At 63.2% G+C, this 17,889-nt stretch carries 16 protein-coding genes; 6 read left to right on the forward strand and 10 right to left on the reverse strand.

Translation table 11 applies throughout. The features are described from left to right. Positions 1-96 precede the first annotated feature (96 nt). The gene (gene leuS, locus BC443_RS02995) at positions 97-2,667 is read right to left on the reverse strand and encodes a leucine--tRNA ligase (protein ID WP_071230366.1); all 2,571 of its coding nucleotides are present in this window, start codon (positions 2,665-2,667) and stop codon (positions 97-99) included. Between the two features lie 321 nt (positions 2,668-2,988). On the opposite strand from leuS, the gene BC443_RS03000 reads away from it, so the two are divergent. Next, complete coding sequence (locus BC443_RS03000; RefSeq protein ID WP_071230367.1) at positions 2,989-3,531, forward strand: zinc ribbon-containing protein; 543 nt, start codon at positions 2,989-2,991, stop codon at positions 3,529-3,531. Positions 3,532-3,613: 82 nt separating this feature from the next. Beyond that, positions 3,614-4,978, forward strand: coding sequence for a hypothetical protein (locus BC443_RS03005; RefSeq protein WP_139284232.1), 1,365 nt, complete (start codon positions 3,614-3,616; stop codon positions 4,976-4,978). A 46-nt stretch (positions 4,979-5,024) separates the two neighbouring features. On the opposite strand, the gene BC443_RS03010 is transcribed toward BC443_RS03005, so the two are convergent. From BC443_RS03010 to miaB, 8 genes are all read right to left on the reverse strand, one after another. Next, positions 5,025-6,398 (reverse strand): MFS transporter, encoded by a 1,374-nt coding sequence (locus BC443_RS03010; RefSeq protein WP_208625342.1) that lies wholly within the window; start codon positions 6,396-6,398, stop codon positions 5,025-5,027. Positions 6,399-6,513: 115 nt separating this feature from the next. Further along, positions 6,514-7,284 (reverse strand): SDR family oxidoreductase, encoded by a 771-nt coding sequence (locus tag BC443_RS03015; protein WP_071230369.1) that lies wholly within the window; start codon positions 7,282-7,284, stop codon positions 6,514-6,516. Positions 7,285-7,359: 75 nt separating this feature from the next. Continuing rightward, positions 7,360-8,727 (reverse strand): VOC family protein, encoded by a 1,368-nt coding sequence (locus tag BC443_RS03020; RefSeq protein ID WP_071230370.1) that lies wholly within the window; start codon positions 8,725-8,727, stop codon positions 7,360-7,362. Between the two features lie 270 nt (positions 8,728-8,997). After that, positions 8,998-10,485: an apolipoprotein N-acyltransferase gene (lnt, locus tag BC443_RS03025; protein WP_071230371.1), complete on the reverse strand. Its 1,488-nt coding sequence runs from the start codon at positions 10,483-10,485 to the stop codon at positions 8,998-9,000. Positions 10,486-10,574: 89 nt separating this feature from the next. Continuing rightward, on the reverse strand, positions 10,575-11,468 hold the full coding sequence (locus BC443_RS03030) for a transporter associated domain-containing protein (RefSeq protein ID WP_071230372.1): 894 nt from the start codon (positions 11,466-11,468) through the stop codon (positions 10,575-10,577). Positions 11,469-11,771: 303 nt separating this feature from the next. After that, complete coding sequence (gene ybeY / locus BC443_RS03035) at positions 11,772-12,257, reverse strand: rRNA maturation RNase YbeY (RefSeq protein ID WP_071230373.1); 486 nt, start codon at positions 12,255-12,257, stop codon at positions 11,772-11,774. Then, on the reverse strand, positions 12,254-13,258 hold the full coding sequence (locus tag BC443_RS03040; protein ID WP_083387181.1) for a PhoH family protein: 1,005 nt from the start codon (positions 13,256-13,258) through the stop codon (positions 12,254-12,256). Before BC443_RS03040 ends, ybeY begins: the two co-directional genes overlap by 4 nt. Positions 13,259-13,549: 291 nt before the next feature. Continuing rightward, positions 13,550-14,899 (reverse strand): tRNA (N6-isopentenyl adenosine(37)-C2)-methylthiotransferase MiaB, encoded by a 1,350-nt coding sequence (gene miaB, locus BC443_RS03045; protein ID WP_071230375.1) that lies wholly within the window; start codon positions 14,897-14,899, stop codon positions 13,550-13,552. A 276-nt stretch (positions 14,900-15,175) separates the two neighbouring features. On the opposite strand from miaB, the gene BC443_RS03050 reads away from it, so the two are divergent. The 4 genes from BC443_RS03050 to BC443_RS03060 are packed head-to-tail and all read left to right on the forward strand — an operon-like array spanning position 15,176 to position 17,059. Further along, a complete protein-coding gene (locus BC443_RS03050) occupies positions 15,176-15,505 on the forward strand; it encodes a DUF1820 family protein (protein ID WP_071230376.1) in 330 nt (109 codons plus the stop codon). A gap of 58 nt (positions 15,506-15,563) precedes the next feature. Further along, positions 15,564-15,740 (forward strand): hypothetical protein, encoded by a 177-nt coding sequence (locus BC443_RS18745; RefSeq protein ID WP_157957044.1) that lies wholly within the window; start codon positions 15,564-15,566, stop codon positions 15,738-15,740. A gap of 49 nt (positions 15,741-15,789) precedes the next feature. Beyond that, entirely contained in the window at positions 15,790-16,407 is a 618-nt protein-coding gene (locus tag BC443_RS03055) for a TIGR04211 family SH3 domain-containing protein (protein WP_071230377.1), read from the forward strand. 19 nt (positions 16,408-16,426) lie between these two features. Continuing rightward, a complete protein-coding gene (locus tag BC443_RS03060; protein ID WP_071230378.1) occupies positions 16,427-17,059 on the forward strand; it encodes a thiopurine S-methyltransferase in 633 nt (210 codons plus the stop codon). 150 nt (positions 17,060-17,209) lie between these two features. Here the strand turns inward: BC443_RS03060 and BC443_RS03065 are convergent, their stop codons facing one another. After that, positions 17,210-17,803: a YajG family lipoprotein gene (locus BC443_RS03065; RefSeq protein ID WP_071230379.1), complete on the reverse strand. Its 594-nt coding sequence runs from the start codon at positions 17,801-17,803 to the stop codon at positions 17,210-17,212. Positions 17,804-17,889: the final 86 nt, after the last annotated feature.

The following is a 17,889-nucleotide window of genomic DNA, read 5'->3' on the forward strand; positions in this document are numbered from 1 at the left end:
ACATGACGGCACCGCTTTCGCAGTGCCGGATGGGTCCGATATCGAACGTTGCCGCTTGGCAAGGTTCCAGGTGGCAACGTTTCAGATGGCAACGGCTCAGTTGGCGACGATATTGACCAGCTTGCCGGGAACGACGATGACCTTGCGCACGCTCTTGCCTTCGATATGGCGCTGCACGTTCTCCTCCGCCAGGGCGAGGGACTCTACCGCGGCCTTGTCGGCCTCTGCGGGCACGTCCAGGCGGGCACGCAGCTTGCCGTTGACCTGCACCACCATCTCGATGCTGGCCTTGACCAGTGCGTCTTTGTCCACCGTCGGCCAGGCCGCGTCGATGACCGGCTCCTGATGGCCCAGTGCCTGCCACAGCGCATGGCAGGCGTGCGGGGTGATCGGCGCCAGCAGCAGGACGCAGGCTTCGATGGCTTCGCGACTGACGGCGAGACCCTGCGGCGAGGTATCGTCGAAACGGCCCAGCGCGTTGGTCAGCTCCATCACCGCGGCGATAGCGGTATTGAACGTGGTACGACGTCCGATGTCGTCGCCGGCCTTGGCAATGGTCTCGTGTGTCTTGCGGCGCAGATCCTTTTGCGTATCGTCGAGCGCGTTCACGTCGAGCGACGCCGGCGTTCCCGCCGCGACATGATCGGCAACCAGCTTCCAGAGCCGCTTGAGGAAGCGATGCGAGCCCTCGACGCCGGAATCCGACCATTCCAGGGATTGTTCCGGCGGCGCGGCGAACATCATGAACAGGCGCACGGTATCGGCGCCGAAGCGATCGATCATCGCCTGCGGGTCGACGCCGTTGTTCTTCGACTTGGACATCTTCTCGATGCCGCCCATCTCGACCGGCTGCCCGTCGCTGATCAGTTTGGCACTGGTCGGGCGCCCCTTGTCGTCGCGCTCGACTTCCACGTCGGCCGGGTTGAACCACTCCTTGCCGCCGTTTTCCGTTTCGCGATAGAAGGTCTCGGCGATGACCATGCCTTGGGTGAGCAGGCGCTGGAACGGCTCGTCGCCGTTCACCAAGCCTTCGTCACGCATCAGCTTGTGGAAGAAGCGGGCGTAGAGCAGGTGCAGAATGGCGTGCTCGATACCGCCGATGTAGAGGTCCACCGGCAGCCAGTAGTTGGCGCGATCGTCGAGCATCGCCTCCGGGTTGTCGGCGCAGCAGAAACGGGCGTAGTACCAGGAGGACTCCATGAAGGTGTCGAAGGTATCGGTTTCACGGGTCCAGCCGTCGCCCAGGTCATAGAACGCCGGCATCTTCTTGAGCGGTGAACCCGAGGCGTCGACCTCGACTTCCTGCGGCAGGGCGACCGGCAGTTCATCGTCGGTGAGCGGAACGGTCTGGCCTTCCGGGCCATACTTGATCGGGATCGGCGCGCCCCAGTAGCGCTGACGAGCGACACCCCAGTCGCGCAGACGATAGTTGATCTTGATCTTGCCGCGACCCTGGGATTCGAGCCTGGCGGCGATCGCATCGAACGCGGCTTCGAACTCGAGGCCATTGAATTCGCCGGAGTGAATCAGCTTGCCGTGCTCGACGTAGGCGCCGCCGGAGAGATCCGGCGCGTTGCCTTCGGCATCGGCGATCACGGGCTGGATCGGCAGTTCGTACTTGGTGGCGAACTCCCAGTCGCGCTGATCGTGGGCAGGTACGGCCATCACGGCGCCGGTGCCGTACTCCATCAGCACGAAGTTGGCGACGAAGATCGGCACTTCCCGCCCGGTCAGCGGATGAATGGCGCGATAGCCAGTGTCGCGGCCGCGTTTCTCCATGGTCGCCAGCTCGGCTTCGGAGTTGCCGCCTTGCTGGCATTCGATCAGAAATTCGGCCATGGCCGGATCCTGATCGGCGGCCTGCTTGGCCAGCGGATGACCGGCTGCTACCGCGACGTAGGTGACCCCGAACAGGGTATCCGGGCGCGTGGTGTAGACGTCGAGGCGCTCGGCATGATCCTTGACGTCGAAACTCAGCTCGACGCCGCGGGATTTGCCGATCCAGTTGCGCTGCATGGTCTTGACCTGCTCGGGCCACTCGACCTTGTCGAGATCGGCCAGCAGCTCATCGGCGTAGTCGGTGATCTTGAGGAACCACAGCGGGATCTCCTTGCGCTCGACCCGCGCGCCGGAACGCCAGCCGCGGCCATCGATGACCTGTTCGTTGGCGAGCACGGTCTGGTCGACAGGGTCCCAGTTGACAGTCGACATCTTCTTGTAGACGACGCCTTTCTCGACCAGCTTGGCGAAGAACCACTGCTCCCAGCGGTAGTAATCGACATCGCAGGTGGCGAATTCACGATTCCAGTCGTAGGCGAACCCTAGCGCCTTGAGCTGGCCGCGCATGTAGTCGATGTTCTCGTAGGTCCACTTGCCGGGCGCCACCCGATTCTTGATGGCGGCGTTCTCGGCCGGCATCCCGAAGGCGTCCCAGCCCATCGGCTGCAGCACGTTCTTGCCCTGCATGCGCTGGAAACGCGTGACCACGTCACCGATGGTGTAGTTGCGCACATGGCCCATATGCAGCTTGCCGCTGGGATAGGGGAACATCGACAGGCAGTAGAACTTCTCGCGCGTCGCATCCTCGACGGCCTTGAAGCTCTGGTGCTGGTTCCAGTATTGCTGGGCGGCGTTTTCAATCGCTTGCGGGTTGTACTGTGCGTCCATCGGTTTGGTCAGGCACCTTGCGTTCAGCGTATGGGAGCGCCAGAGTCCCCGCAAAAAGCTATACTCATCACAGACGAAAAGCGCGGGGCCGGCTTGATTTTTCAGGCCCACAAGCATACCCCAGACCCATCGTCGCAAGTAAGAGCCTGGCGCTGGCGGGGTGGATTTTGGGCGAATAGGGCGCCTGACAGACAAGGCACGGTGCGCAGGGTTCGTCGGGAAGGGCCGGGCAATGAAAGCCTGGCAAATCGACCAGCAGCAACTCGATCGGCAACGACTCGATCAGTAACGACTCGATCAGTAACGACAAGGGGAATAGCCATGGATGAGCAACAGTCACGACCCGAGGCGCGTTCCCGTCTCAGCGAAGCGTACGAGCGCATTCTGACCCGATTGAAGGACGGCGGCGGGGAGCTCTCCTGGGAGAGTTTTCAGCAGGAACTCGACGAGGCGGTGGCATTCGAAGCCGAATTCGAGGAGTTCACCAAGGACGAGGTGGCGCTGCTGCGAGCCTGGGTCGAGCGGGACATGCGCGATTTTCGTCAGTTTCTGGCCAAGGGCGGCGAAGGCGTCGCGACCTGGCTGGGGATCGATCTCGACGTGCTCTCGCGACGAGTCAGCGAAGCGCTGTTCTCGATCGCCGATCGCACCACCATCGACCGCGAACGCTTCGATGACGATCTCGAAGCGGCCCGGGCCGACTATACCGCCGGGGAAGTGGCCCTGCCCGGGCGCATGAGCTGTGTTCACTGCGGGGCTGGCGTGATGCTCGATCAGGTGGCCCGTCTGGACGCCTGTCACGCTTGCGGGCATCGCTACTTCCAGCGCGATTCCGGCGTGCCGTCCTCCGATTCCCAAGCGTAAGCGGGCATCGCCGCCTGAGGAACATTTGGCAGCGAGGTCAGTCGTAACGGCATTCCGTGCCAAAACCGACGAGGGCCCAAGCGTGCCGAAGCCAACTCCCACCTGGCGGCAAGGATTGCTGGTCATCGGCCTGCTGGCGGGATATTGCCATCCGCTACAGGCCGACGAGCTTTCCCTGGATGCCGATTCAATGACCCAGGCCGATTGTCCCGACTGGCTGCCGACCGCCACCGGATGTTTCACCGGCCAGGATACTCACGGCGCCTACTACTGGATCGCGATTCCCGACGACTGGAATCACAAACTGGTTCTGCACAGTCATGGCGGGCCGCGCCCCAATGCCCCGCAACCCGACGATCCTCTCGATATCGACCTGCGTCAGTATGACGTCATGGTTCGCGAGGGTTACGCCTGGGCAGGCTCCAGTTATCGGCGTGGCGGATATGGTGTGCGCATGGCGGCCGAAGACACCGACTATCTGCGACGGCTGTTCGTCGAGCGCTTCGGCCAGCCCGAACGCATCTACCTGCACGGGCAGTCCTGGGGCGGTAACGTGGCCGCCAAGGCGATGGAGCTCTACGGAACGGACGACAATGGCCACCATCGCTACGATGGGGCGCTGCTCACCAGCGGCGTGCTCGGGGGCGGTACCCAGGCCTATCAGTTTCGCGCCGATCTCCGCGCCGTCTACCAGTACTACTGCGCCAATCACCCCTATCCTGACGAAACGCAATACCCGCTCTGGGAAGGGCTGCCCAAAGGCGCCGAGATGACGCCGGAGGAACTCAATGCCCGGGTCGACGCCTGTACCGGCGCCGGCCTGCCGGCGGAGCAGCGCACGCTCATCCAGCAGCAGACGCTGAACAATATCGTCGATGTCGTGCGGATTCCGCCCGGCACGTTGAAGGCGCACATGCGCTGGTCGACGTTTCTGTTTCAGGACATGGTCGAGCAGCGTCTCGGTGGCGCGAGCCCGTTCTCCAACCGCAACGTACGCTACCGGGGCTCGAGCAACGACGAGGCGCTCAACAAGGGGATCTCCCGCTTCGACGAGGATGCCCGGGCGGTCGAGAAGCTTGGCGCGGATGCGGGGCTGAGCGGGAATACCGACATCCCCACCGTGACCATGCACGCCATCGACGACCCGATCATCTTCGTCGAGAACGAATGGCTATACCGGCGCGCACGCCAGGATAGCGGCACGGCCGACTCGCTGGTCCAGATCTATACCGACGAAGCTCGACACAGCAAGCTTTCCACGCCGCAATATGCCGCTGCGCTGGAATCCCTCGACCGCTGGGTCGAGCGCGGTCACAAGCCTACACCGGAGGCGGTTGCCCAGTACTGCGAAACGCGGGAAGCCGCTGTCTACGATGGCGGTTGCCATTTCGACACGGATTACGAAGTCGCCGACTGGCGGGCCAGAGTCTATGCCCGCCAGCCATGAGCGGCTTGTCGATGGATCAGCCAGCCGTGAGCGGCTTGCCGATGTATTAGAGAGCCGGCTGGGCGGCGGATTTCGGCGCGCGCTGCCATTCGGATTCGTCGGCGTTCAAGGCACGATGGGCGGATTCCGGCAGGCGCAGACCACCCCACATCGCCAGCAGCGTGATTGCGATCAGGTAGATCGCCGGCGACAGGTTGTTGCCGGTACGCTCGATCAACCACGTCGCGACCAGCGGTGCCGTGCCGCCGAAGATCGTGTAGGAGACGTTGTAGCAGAGCGCCGAGGCGGTGTAGCGCACGCGTGTCGGGAACTGCTCCGACAGCAGGACCGCCGTGACTACGCCGCAGATCACCGCGCCCACCGCCATCAGCATCGCGCCGATCAGCGATGCCCACCATTCTCCGCTGCCGGCCAGCGTATAGGCGGGAAATACAGCAGCGATCAGACAGATCCCCGCCGTCAGTATCGTTCGGCGCCGTCCGACACGGTCGGCATAACGGCCGACGAACGGGCACAACGCCGCCGCGAAGATCAGCGCGCCGAGGCTGGCCAGAAGGGCGGTGGTCCGCGAGGCGCTCCCGACAACCTGCATGTAGGTCGTGAAGTAGGTGGTGAACATATAGAACGATAGCGCCGTGACCGAGATGAACGCGCTCAGGCTGACGATGGTCGTGCCATGCGTGCGCACGGTTTCCTTCAATGGTGCCTGCGGAACGGCGTGTTGCGCTTTCAGGGCCTGGAAGGCGGGAGATTCGTCCAGACGCAAACGCATGTAGAGCCCGACCAGTCCCAGTGGTGCGGCGATCAGAAACGGTACGCGCCAGCCCCAGGCATTCAGAGCTTCCTCTGACAGCAGGGCACTGATGACGAAGGTCAATGCCGCGGCCGTAGCGAAGGCCAGAAAGGTCGAAACCGGGACGAAACTGCCATAGCGCGCCTTGCGATGGGTGGGCGCGTGTTCCATCACGAAGGCGCAGGCACCGGCATACTCACCGCCGGCGGAGAAGCCTTGAACGCAGCGAGCCAGCGCCAGTGCCAGCGGGGCGAACAGGCCGACGCTTGCATAGGTCGGCAGGATGCCGATCAGCGTCGTGGCTCCGGCCATCAGCAGGACGGTCACCGCCAGAATGCGCTTGCGTCCGATCCTGTCGCCGAGCATGCCGAAGAAGATGCCGCCCAGCGGGCGCAGGGCGAACGAGACCGCGAATACGGCGAATGTCTGCAGTAGCGCCAGGGAATCGTCCCCCGGCGGGAAGAAATGCTGCGATATGACCACGGCCAGAAAGCCGTAGACGGCAAAATCGAACCACTCGACGAAATTGCCGATCGCCGAAGCCGCGATTACCTTGCGTAGCGTGGAGAGATCGACGTCGGTCGAAGCGGATGAGATGTCATGATCATTGTTATTGGATGAATGCACTGTCCGAGCCTCACACGGCTGAAGAAGGAACTTCAGCCTAGGCTGACTGACCGGAACGCGATTCACTCTCCACGACAAGAGCATGTGTCCATACGACCTTCATGCCTGTCCGATGCTAGAGCCCGCCGGTTACCTCGATCACCGAGCCCGTGATATAGCTCGTCTCCGTCGAAAGCAGCCATGCGATGGCGTTGGCGATTTCGTCGGGTTGACCGGCGCGGCCGAGCGGTATCTTCTCGGCGATGCGCTTGGCCCGATCCGGCTCACCCGAGCGGGCATGAAGCGTGGTATCGGTCGTACCGGGCGAAACCGCATTGACGAGAATGTTCGCTCCCGCCAGCTCTTTGGCCAGACCCCGTGTGAGTGCTTCCAGACCCGCCTTGGTTGCCGCGTAGACGACATACTCGTTGGGCGATCCTGTCCGGGCGGCGACCGACGATACGTTGACGATGGATTTGCGGCTGGCGTGATTCTGCCAGCGTCGCGCTGCCTCACGGCATAGCCTGGCTGGCGCCGCGAGATTGACCGCGATGACCCGGTCCAGTTCGTTGTCTCCGAGTTCGGCCAGAGGTCCCAGGCCGCCCGTGATACCCGCGTTGTTGACCAGTGCCACGGGATCGCCGAGCGCTTCGGCCGCATCGAAAATACATGTTGATGCGTCGGGGTTCGCAACGTCGCACTGCAAGCCGCGGACCACCGGGCCGTCATCAGAGAAAGTTTGCTCCAGGGTTTCCGCTTCCTGTGGGGATTGGGCGTGGGTGAAGAGCACGCCAAAGCCCTCGCGATGCAGGCGATCGACCAGGCTGGCGCCGATGCCGCGAGAACCGCCGGTAACAATGACGATGGGGGTCGTCTTGTCGTTGTCTTGTCGCTCCGTTTGCGGCATTCCACTTCCCTCTCTGAAATACTCTGGCGCCCGGGCATATCTGCTTGCGGCGCGATTGGGGCTCGAACTCCGTGTCTAGATACCCAACTGCTGCCGCACGCGAGCCAGAGAGTCCTCCTGCAACCGGCCGTAGAGTTCGAACTCGTCGTGAACCGGCCGGCCGAGGGCGAGCTCGAAGGCGCCCTGATTGGATTCATTGGCATACGCCTGGTGTCGGGCATCGCCGAGATTCGACTGGAAGATGCCGGCGGCGCTGACCGGCAGAAAATCCTCGTAGGTGATCGGCGTGGCGTCGATCCAGTCTGCTGCCAGGGCCTCGTCCAGCGAGGCCGGGGCTGGCTCGCCGTCGGCCAGGCGTTGGCGGCCGCTCTCGCTGATCGCGTAATGGAAGTAGGCCAGCGCGTCACGCTGCAGCGCGTCCAGGTCATCCGGGAATGCCGTGAAGTACTCGCTCAATTGGCGCTGGTGGGCGAGATTGTCGGCGGCGGGCGGCGCCTGGCGGGAGTTGGCCAGCAATTCATCGTACAGCGCGCGCCCCTTGGGCGTCAGCGCCATGCCGCGCTGCTCGATCTCGCCAAAGCGAGCGGTATGGGTGCCGCCATCGCTGCCGGCGAAGCGCACCGGCTCTTCCAGTGCCTTGAAGCTGGTCTGGCGTAGCAGAATGGGCCACTCGCGCTTGGGTGGGCCTTCGATGACGGCCTTGGGCGTGATTCCGTAGTCGGGCATGGCAGCCTGGGCGGCATCGATATCCAGCGTGCGCGGGGTGAGATGATTGATATGCGGGCCGCGAAAGCAGACCACGTCGGCGATCAGGCGATGGGCGTCGTGCAGCGCCTGGTAAGTCTCGTGATCGACGGTCGCGTCGCGGTGCCAGCGGAAGGTTTCGAGGATCTCGGTCACGAAGCGCTCGGCCTGGTCGCGGTCGAAGCCGCCCTGGCGCTCGCCGAGTTCGATCAGCTCGCGGGCCGCCGGCGTGAAGATGTCGCGTTCGGCAAGGATCGAGGCGGCCTGGCGGCGCAGGTCGTCGTTCTCGATCAGCTCCAGGCGCAACAGCGACGTGAAGACGCGGAAAGGATTGCGCCGGAGCGAATCCTCGTCGATGGGGCGGAAGGCGGTGGAGTGAACCGGCACGCCCGCTTCCGACAGGTCGTAATAGCTCACCGGGAACATGCCCATCAACGCGAAGACCCGCCTCAGCGTCGACAGCTCCTCGGCGGTGCCGACGCGAATCGCCCCGTGGCGTTCGACATCCAGGCGCGACGTTTCGTTCTGAGCATCGAGCCGGGCGGCCAGTGCCGGGTCCGCTGTCAGCGTCTCGCGGTTGATGTTGGCGACCAGTTCCAGTAGATCGCCGTATTGCGGCACTTCCTGGCGGTACATGTCGGACATGGCTTGCGAGAAGGCGCTGCGGATATCGTCGGGAGAGACCAGGGACAGTGTCATGGCGAACTCGATGACTGGAAATGAAGACTTCCATCCAACGCTATCGTCACTCGCGAGGCAAGTGTCTTCCTGCGAGCGGGAACCAATCGATAAACCGGCGTCGCATATTGAAAAAGCGGAGGTGGGAAGAGAGAAGAGAGAAGAGGGTGGATCGAGATGTGTTGGAGGATGGGATCGTTCCGGAAACGGCGCCGTCACCCTCGCTGGATTCGAAGGCGAATCCTGACAGAGTGGCGGTGCCGTCGATGTATCTTTCTGCGTTCTATCTTCCTACGTCGGCTGGCGGGCTTTCCACACCAGTGCCGGGGCCAGCAACAGCAACGACAATATCCAGGTCGGCCAACTACCGGTGCGCGTGAACGGTGTCAGCCCGGTCATCGGGACGACATCGCCGACCACGCTGGCAGTTTCGAACTGCGGCGCCTGCTCCCGCAACTGGCCCTGGTCGTCGATGATCGCGGTCACCCCGTTGCTGGTGGCCCGGATGACGTAGCGGCCGTTCTCCAGCGCGCGCAGTTGGGCCATCTGCAAATGTTGAAGGGGGCCGATCGAGCGACCGAACCAGGTATCGTTGGAGACCGTCAGCAGCACGTTGGCATCGCGCGCGCGCTCCGCGACCAGGTCGGGATAGACGATCTCGTAGCAGATGGCGCTGCCGATGGCGACGCGATGAGTGAGGATCGGCGGCTGGGAATCGGCGCCGGCAGCGAAGTCGGACATCGGCAGATTGAAGAAGTCGATGATGCCGCGCAGCAGGAAATCCAGCGGCAGGAATTCGCCGAACGGCACCAGATGGCTCTTGCGGTACTCGCCGCGGACATCTCCCACCCCCGTGATGGCGTTGTAGTAACGCCCGGCCTCGTCGCGCTGAACGATGCCGGTCAGCAGCGACGTCTCCGGGGGAAGTGTCGACTGCAGTCGAGCCATGAACGGGCGCGCCTGCTGCTCGAACATGGGCAGTGCCGTTTCCGGCCACACGATGATGTCGACATCGTCGGGTTGCTGGCGCGTCATGCGGGTGTAGGTGTTGACGGCGTTGCGCTGGCCCTCGGCGCTCCACTTGGAAAGCTGGGGCAGGTTGCCCTGCAGCAGCGCGACCCGCAGCGGATCGGCGGCCTGCGATGTCCAGTGGGTGGGCAGGGCCAGCGGCACCAGCCACAGCAGGGCGACGGGCGCGACCGCCCACCAGCGCCGACGGCAGAACTCGACCAGTAACGTGCCGCTGAGCGCGACGATCAGCGACAGCAGATAGACACCGCCGATGGGTGCCCAGGGCGCCAGCGGCGAATCGACATGGGCACTGCCCAGCAACAGCCACGGGAAACCGGTGAACGCCCAGCTACGAAAAGCCTCGCCCAGCACCCAGACCCCGGCAAAGCTGAGGAAGGCGAGCCGGGGTGAGGTGAACCGCCGGTAGAGACCGAAGATGAACGCGTGGAACAGCGCCAGCGTGGCGACGAACAAGGCGGTCAGAAACAGCGCCAGCGGCACGCCGGTATAGCCGTAGTCGTGGATCGAGACGTAGACCCAGGAGGTGCCGGTCCCGAACAGCCCGACGCCGAACAGCCAGCCGCGCAGGGCGGCCTGACCCACGCTCAGGCGGTGGTGATCGAGATACATCAGGGCCACGGCGACCGGACCCAGCCACCAGAGGTGGAAGGGGGCGAAGGTGAGCGTGGAGAACCCGCCGGCGACCAGCGCAGCGAGATAGCCCGGCCAGGGTCGACGGGCGGAAATCAACGGCTTGGCTTGCGGCATGTCGGGGGCACTCCTTGCGAAAAGTGCCCCTTATATCAAAGTTGCCGATCGAATGCGTCAAGTGCCTGCAAGCCGAAGGGCGGAATCGATCAGCTTTCGATACGGCGCGGGGAGTCGCTTTCGACCTCGGCCGGCACCGGCCTGGCCTGCAGCAGGCGGATGCGTCGATTATCGGCATTGAGGACGGTGAATCGCCACTCGCCGAGATCGGTATGTTCGTTGCGACCGGGCAGGTGGCCAAAGCGCTGCATGATCAAGCCGCCGACGGTATCGAACTCGTCGTCGGAGAAGGCCGTGTCGAAATGCTCGTTGAAGTCCTCGATCGGCGTCAGCGCGCGGACGGCATAGGTGCCGTCGCCCATGTCGCGAATGTCCTCTTCCTCGTCGGTGTCATGCTCGTCCTCGATATCGCCGACGATCTGCTCGAGGATGTCCTCGATGGTGACGATGCCGGCTGTGCCGCCGTACTCGTCGACCACGATCGCCATGTGATTGTGGGTGTCGCGGAACTCCTTGAGCAGGCTGTTGAGGCGTTTGGACTCGGGAACGAACATCGCCGGGCGCAGCACATCGCGCAGCTCGAACGCCTCGCGCTCCTGGGGATTGCCCTTCAGCAGCGGCAGCAGATCCTTGACCAGCAGAATGCCGATGACGTCATCGAGGTTGTCGTCGATGACCGGGTAACGGGAGTGTGCGGTTTCCAGGATGATCGGCAGGCAATCTTCCGGGCGCTGCGTCACGTTGATCGCGGTGACCTGAGAGCGCGGAATCATTACCTCGCGCACCTGCTGGTCGCTGATCTGGAAGGCACCTTCGATGATGGTCAGCGCATCCTGATCGAGGTTCAGCCTAGGGCCGGCCTCGCGCAGAAAGGTGAGCAGCTCTTCGCGGGAGCTGGGTTCATCGAAATCGCTAGAGAAGGTACTGATGAGTTTATCCAGCCAGGATCGACTGTTCTGGCTACTCGATCGGTCTTCGCTCATGACTGTGGTCTCTTGTCCTCGGATGACGCACGGAAGGGGAAAACGATGGCGCGCCGGCATGACGCCCGCGCGCGTGGCCGCACCGTACTAGACGGGGGCTCGATAACAGCATGTGTTGAATCGATGGTCGATGTCCGAAGGGGGCCGTCCGCAATCCGGGAGCGGCTAGGCGGAGGCTCGTCAGGCTGTTCGGCCGTCAAGCTCGGGGTCTCGCTTGATCCTTCCCGGCCCTCGTTCCAGGCAGGGCAGGAAGGTCTCGTCGGTGTCGGCATGGCGATGAATGTTAGCGTCGTGGGTCGGCGTCTAGACATCGGGTTCCGGATCGGTGACACGATAGGGGTCCGTGATGCCAAACTGGGTGAGCAGCGTTCTTTCCAGCGCTTCCATCTGCTCGGCTTCCTGATCATCTATATGGTCATGGCCGAGCAAATGCAAGCAACCGTGTATTACCAGATGGGCGTAGTGCGCCTGGGTCGACTTGTGCTGTTCCTGCGCTTCGCGCACCACGATGTCGTGGCAGATCACCAGATCGCCGAGCAGGGGAAGCTCGATTCCGGGCGGCGTCTCGAAGGGAAAGGAGAGCACGTTGGTCGGCTTGTCCTTGCCGCGATAGTCGCGATTGAGCTGCTGGCTCTCGTCCCGCTCGACGAAGCGGATCGTTAACTCGTGGCGGCCATCGCCTTCCTGGTCGAGCACGGCACCGACCCAGGCTTCCAGCTCCGCCTGTGTCGGAAGGGCGGCTTCGGCCTCGGTGCCGACGGCAATCTGACGGTCGATCTCGGGACTCATGATTCGCCTTGATCCCGCTGGGATTCCGCGTCGAGGCGTGCCTGACGACGGTCTTCCCGGCGCTGGCGCTGGGCCGCTTCCTCGGTTGCCTCGTGGATGTCGTAGGCTTCGATGATGCGCTGCACCAGCGGATGGCGAACGACGTCCTTGGGTGCAAACTGGGTAATCCCGATGCCGGCCGTGTCGCGCAGCACTTCGAGCACATGAATCAGGCCGGAGCTCGAGCCACGGGGCAGGTCGACCTGGGTCGCATCGCCGGTGATCACCGCCGTCGAGCCGAAGCCGATACGGGTCAGGAACATCTTCATCTGCTCGCGCGTGGTGTTCTGGCTCTCGTCGAGAATGATGAAGGCATTGTTGAGCGTCCGCCCGCGCATGTAGGCCAGCGGGGCGATCTCGATGATCTGGCGTTCGATCAGCTTGTTGACGTGCTCGAAGCCCAGCATCTCGTAGAGCGCGTCGTAGAGTGGGCGCAGGTAAGGATCGATCTTCTGCGCCAGATCGCCCGGCAGGAAGCCGAGCTTCTCGCCGGCCTCGACGGCCGGACGTACCAGCAGGATGCGTCTGACTTCCTGACGATTGAGCGCCTCGACCGCCGCCGCGACCGCCAGATAGGTCTTGCCGGTGCCCGCCGGGCCGATACCGAAATTGATGTCGTGGCGGCGGATGCTGGCGACATAACCCTGCTGGTTGAAGCCGCGGGGCTTGATCAGCGTTCGCGGCGTCCGGATGAGCAGGCCGCCGGCTTCGATGTCGCCGGTTTCCTCTTCCAGCGCCTCGACGCCCGACTCCTGAAGATAGAGATGCACCGTATCCGGCGTCAGCTCGTCGGCTTCGGTCTCGCGGTAGAGGTGTTCGAGCACGTTGGCCGCTGCCTTGACGCTGGCATCCGGGCCCGCAAGCTGGAAGACGTTGCCGCGATTGCGCAGCGTCACGCCGAGGCGGGCCTCGACCAGCTTCAGGTGTTCGTCGCGCTGGCCGCAGAGATTGGCCAGGCGCATGGGATCGTTGGGTTCGAGTGTCAGTGACACGACGCGGCTGTCAGACTGTTGGTCTTGGGTCAACGCAAAGAGATCCGTTGGTTTGAAAAAGTTGGCTTGGAAAAAGGTGCAACTTGAAAACTTATCGCCAGCTTACTGCGCCGCTTCCTGTCGAGGCAATGACCGGGATTAACCTGCACCTGGTTCCGACAGGCTCTCCCGCGTATCGAACGCGAATCAGTCTGGCGGAGCAAGGCGAGGCACGGAGCGCCTCGCCTTGCGTCAGGCTAGATGAGGGCGATTGGCGCTAACTCAATAGCGGTCGGCGGATACCAGCTCGCCACGCAGTGAATTGGGCAGGGCTTCGGTGATGGTGACGTCGACGAAATAGCCGATCAGCGACGTCGGATCTTCGGCCCGGAAATTGACGACACGGTTGTTTTCGGTACGCCCGGAAAGCTGCCCCGGATCCTTGGGCGAGAAGCCGGTGACCAGAATCCGCTCCCGGTTCCCCACCATGCGGCGACTGATCTGCTGCGTCTGCTGGTTGAGCCGATCCTGCAGGATCGCCAGGCGCTGCTTTTTCGTCTCCACGGGAGTGTCGTCCGGCAGGCTGGATGCCGGCGTGCCGGGACGCTTGGAATAGATGAAGCTGAACGAGGCATCGAAGCCGATGCGATGGATCAGGTCCATGGTGTCTTCGAAGTCCTCGTCGGTCTCGCCGGGGAAGCCGATGATGAAGTCCGAGGAGAAACTGATGTCCGGACGCAGCGCCCGGATGCGCTCGAGCTTGTCGATGTACATGTCCCGGCCGTGGCCGCGCTTCATGGCAGCAAGAATGCGATCCGAGCCCGACTGCACCGGCAGGTGCAGGTGGCTGACCAGCTCCGGAATCTCGCCGTAGGCCTCGATCAGGCTGTCGGTGAACTCGACCGGGTGCGAAGTGGTGAAGCGAATGCGATCGACGCCGTCCACCGCCGCCACGCAGGCGATCAGTTCCGCCAGATCGATTTCGTCGCCGCTCTCGTCCAGGCCGCGATACGCGTTGACGTTCTGGCCCAGCAGGTTGATTTCGCGCACGCCCTGTTCGGCCAGGTGAACGACTTCTTCCATTACCGACTCGAAGGGGCGCGATACCTCTTCGCCGCGAGTGTAGGGCACGACACAGAAGGTGCAGTACTTGGAGCAGCCTTCCATCACCGAGACGAACGCGGTCGCGCCGTCGGATTTCGGCTTGGGCAGATGATCGAACTTCTCGATCTCGGGGAAGGTCACGTCCACGGTCTGGATCGGTGTCGCGCTCTTGCTGCGGGCATCCAGCATGGTGGGAAGCCGATGCAGCGTCTGCGGGCCGAACACCATGTCGACATGAGGCGCGCGCTTGCGAATGTTCTCGCCTTCCTGGCTGGCGACGCAGCCGCCGACGCCGATGACCAGATCCGGGTTCGCGGCTTTCAGCTTCTTCCAGCGACCGAGCTGGTGGAAGACCTTTTCCTGCGCCTTTTCGCGAATCGAACAGGTGTTGAGCAGAATGACGTCGGCTTCACTTTCGTCATCGGTCATTTCCAGACGATGAGATTCGCCGAGCAGATCCGCGATACGGGCGGAGTCGTACTCGTTCATCTGACAGCCGTGAGTCTTGATGAAGAGCTTCTTCGTCATAGGTTGCGTTGCTGCGGCCATGCGCGCGTCACCGATGCCCCGTGGAAAAACTGAAGAGGAGAGACAGGAAAGACGGCGCCCAGCCAGTGTGCGCGCCGTTCAGGCCTTCTCGAGAACGCGGCATTATACGGGGGATGAGGCCATACAGCCAACCCGTGCCGCTCGCACGGCGCCATGGCTGTGGTACCCTTGCGCCTATTTGAGACGCCATGATGCCGCGTTCGCGGACAGGACGAACCGGCTGCGTGGCAATGATATCGAGAGAGCCGTTCATTTATGCCCAGCAAGCCGATCTATCGGGTCGTGTTCCACAACCAAGGTGAAGTTTGGGAACTCTACGCCAGAGAGATCTTTCAAAGCGACCTGTGGGGGTTTATCGAAGTCGAGGCCTTCGTGTTCGAGGATCAGACCAAGGTGGTCGTCGACCCCGGTGCGGAGAAGCTTCGGCGCACGTTCGATGGGGTCAATCGCAGTTATATTCCCTACAGCGCCATCGTGCGGATCGACGAAGTCGAGCGCGGCGGCGTAGCCAAGGCCGTGAAGGCCGAGGGCAATGTCACCGAGTTCCCGCGGCCGATGGCCTGGCCACCGCGGGACGATGGCTGAAACGAGCCGGTTAGAGTGGCCGATACCGACCGGCCGATGGGTGGAACGAGGTTAGAAAATGACGGATTGGTCAGATTTTCACCAATTTGTCGTCAATGCCGAAGCAGCCGGTGAATGGCATGATCGCTGCGCAGGTTGTCCAAATGGTTATCCACAGAAAGTGTGGATGATTGAATCACCGCCCTCGCAGGAAGCGATGCGCGGTCTCATCGTCGCCCAGTTCATCGTCACATGAGCACGAAATGCCCAACCGTTACCGACTAGCCATTTAAGATCACGACGATATGTTGAAAATTCGAAATGCAGTCATGGGTTGCGCCTTGGGCGCGGCCCTGTTTTCCGCCTCCGCCGTGGCTCAGGATGGCCACTGGGTCAGTGATTCATTGACCACGTTCGTGCGCAGTGGCCCCACCGACGGCTACCGCATCGTGGGAACGCTCACCAGTGGTGATCCCGTTACCGTGCTGCAGACCCAGGGCGACTATACGCAGGTGCGCGGCCCCGACGGCGACGAGGTATGGGTCCAGTCCCAGTTCATCCAGGACCAACCCAGCGCCCAGCAGCAACTGCCGGCGCTCCAGAAGAAGGTGGACGAACTGACCACGCGGCTCGATGGCATCGATGACGAGTGGAATCAGCGGGTGGCCGACATGCGCAACGAACTGGAAGGCCGTCAGGCGCAGGTCGACGAGCTGCAGGCCACCAATAATCAGCTCAATCAGGCCTATTCTCAGGCGGAGAGCAAGATGCGCGAGATGCAGGCGCGTCTGGACACCCAGGAAGAAGATCTGCTGATGCGCTACTTCATGTATGGCGGCGGGGTGGCTGGCGCGGGGCTGATCGTCGGCCTGATCGTGCCGCATCTGCCGCGCCGCCGGCGCAAGCGCGACCGCTGGTTCTGAGCCTGCCTGAGGAGTCGTGATGACCGCCGCGGATTGGTTGCAGCGCTGGCAGGAAGGACGCATCGGGTTTCATCGCGAGATGCCGCACCCGGCGCTGGAAAGGCACTGGCCGCGACTCGGGCTGGACGCCGGCGCCAAGATCCTGGTGCCGCTGTGCGGCAAGAGTCGGGACATGCGCTGGCTGGTCCAGCGCGGTAATCCGGTACTGGGAGTCGAGCTGTCGCCCCTGGCGATCGAGCAGTTCGTGGCGGAAGGCGATCAGCCCGCGCTTCGCTACCGCCGATCCGGGTTCGAGTGCACGCGGCAGGGGAGCGTCGAGCTGTGGTGTGGCGACTTCTTCCACTTTCAGGTGGATGAAGCGGCCGAGCTGGCGGGCTTCTACGATCGTGCCGCCCTCATTGCGCTGCCACCGGCGACGCGCCAGCGCTACGCTCACCATCTGGCGCAACTGCTGTTGCCGGGCAAGCGCGGCCTGCTGGTCACCCTGACCCATGACGACCCGGAGCGCGGCCCGCCGTTCAGCGTTCCGCACGAGGAAGTCAGGGCGCTGATGGCCCCCAATTTCGAGCTGACGCTGTGCGAGGTATCGGAGGCCAGAGATGGCCTGACCGAAAGCGTGTGGCAGTTGGTGAGGCGGGGTCCGCCGCTCTAGTGGTTACCGAAGTGTCGTCCAGTCGTGGTCCCGTGCGGCGTCGCCCCAAGCTACCCAAAGCCGCTATCCTCAAGCCCGGAACGAGAGAACCGCCTGCCACGGTGACGTGGCAGGCGGTTCTTCGCTTTCGGCGGAGACCTCCGGGCGGGATCAACGGGCCAGCAGATTGGCCAGTTGCTGATCGCGGAAGGTGCGATCCAGGGCGTTACCCAACAGTTCGCTCACCATGCGGTTGTTGGTATCCCAGTCCGGCTTCACGGCGTAGCTCTGGGAGCGCTTGGCGGTGTAGCGACCGGTATAGGTGTTGCCGCCATTGACCACTTCCGCCTGGATGATCGCCTGGAGCTGGGAGGCGTCCAGCAGCGGCTGCTCGGCGGTGCCGCGGGCGTAGGCCAGATCGGTCAGCGTCAGGGTCAGCGAAGGGCCGCCGGCGTTGCTGCTGGTCGGGTTGAATCCCATGCTGCGCAGGGCGTTTTCCGCCTGGACACGGATCTTGGGAATGACATCGTTGGCCTCGACGGTAATCGTCGACGTTGCCGACGGGCTGCCCGAGCGCGTGCCGATGACGCTGCTGTCGCGTCCGTCGACCACTTCCAGCGAGACCGACTGGCCGTTGCCGGTATGCGGAAAACCGCCGCTGACCTTGGGACTCACGGACAGAATCTGGGGGCTCTGGGCACAGGCCGCCAGCAGGCCGAGCAATAGCAGTACGGCCAGGCCTTTGAACGCAAACCATTGACGCATAACAGTGAACCTCTCGAGTCGTGGAAACGGCGCGACCATTATAGACGTCGGTCGCGAGTTTCCGGAATGCGACGAAGACCCCTAAG

The organism is Salinicola sp. MIT1003, from assembly GCF_001858555.1.
GTDB lineage: Bacteria > Pseudomonadota > Gammaproteobacteria > Pseudomonadales > Halomonadaceae > Salinicola > Salinicola salarius.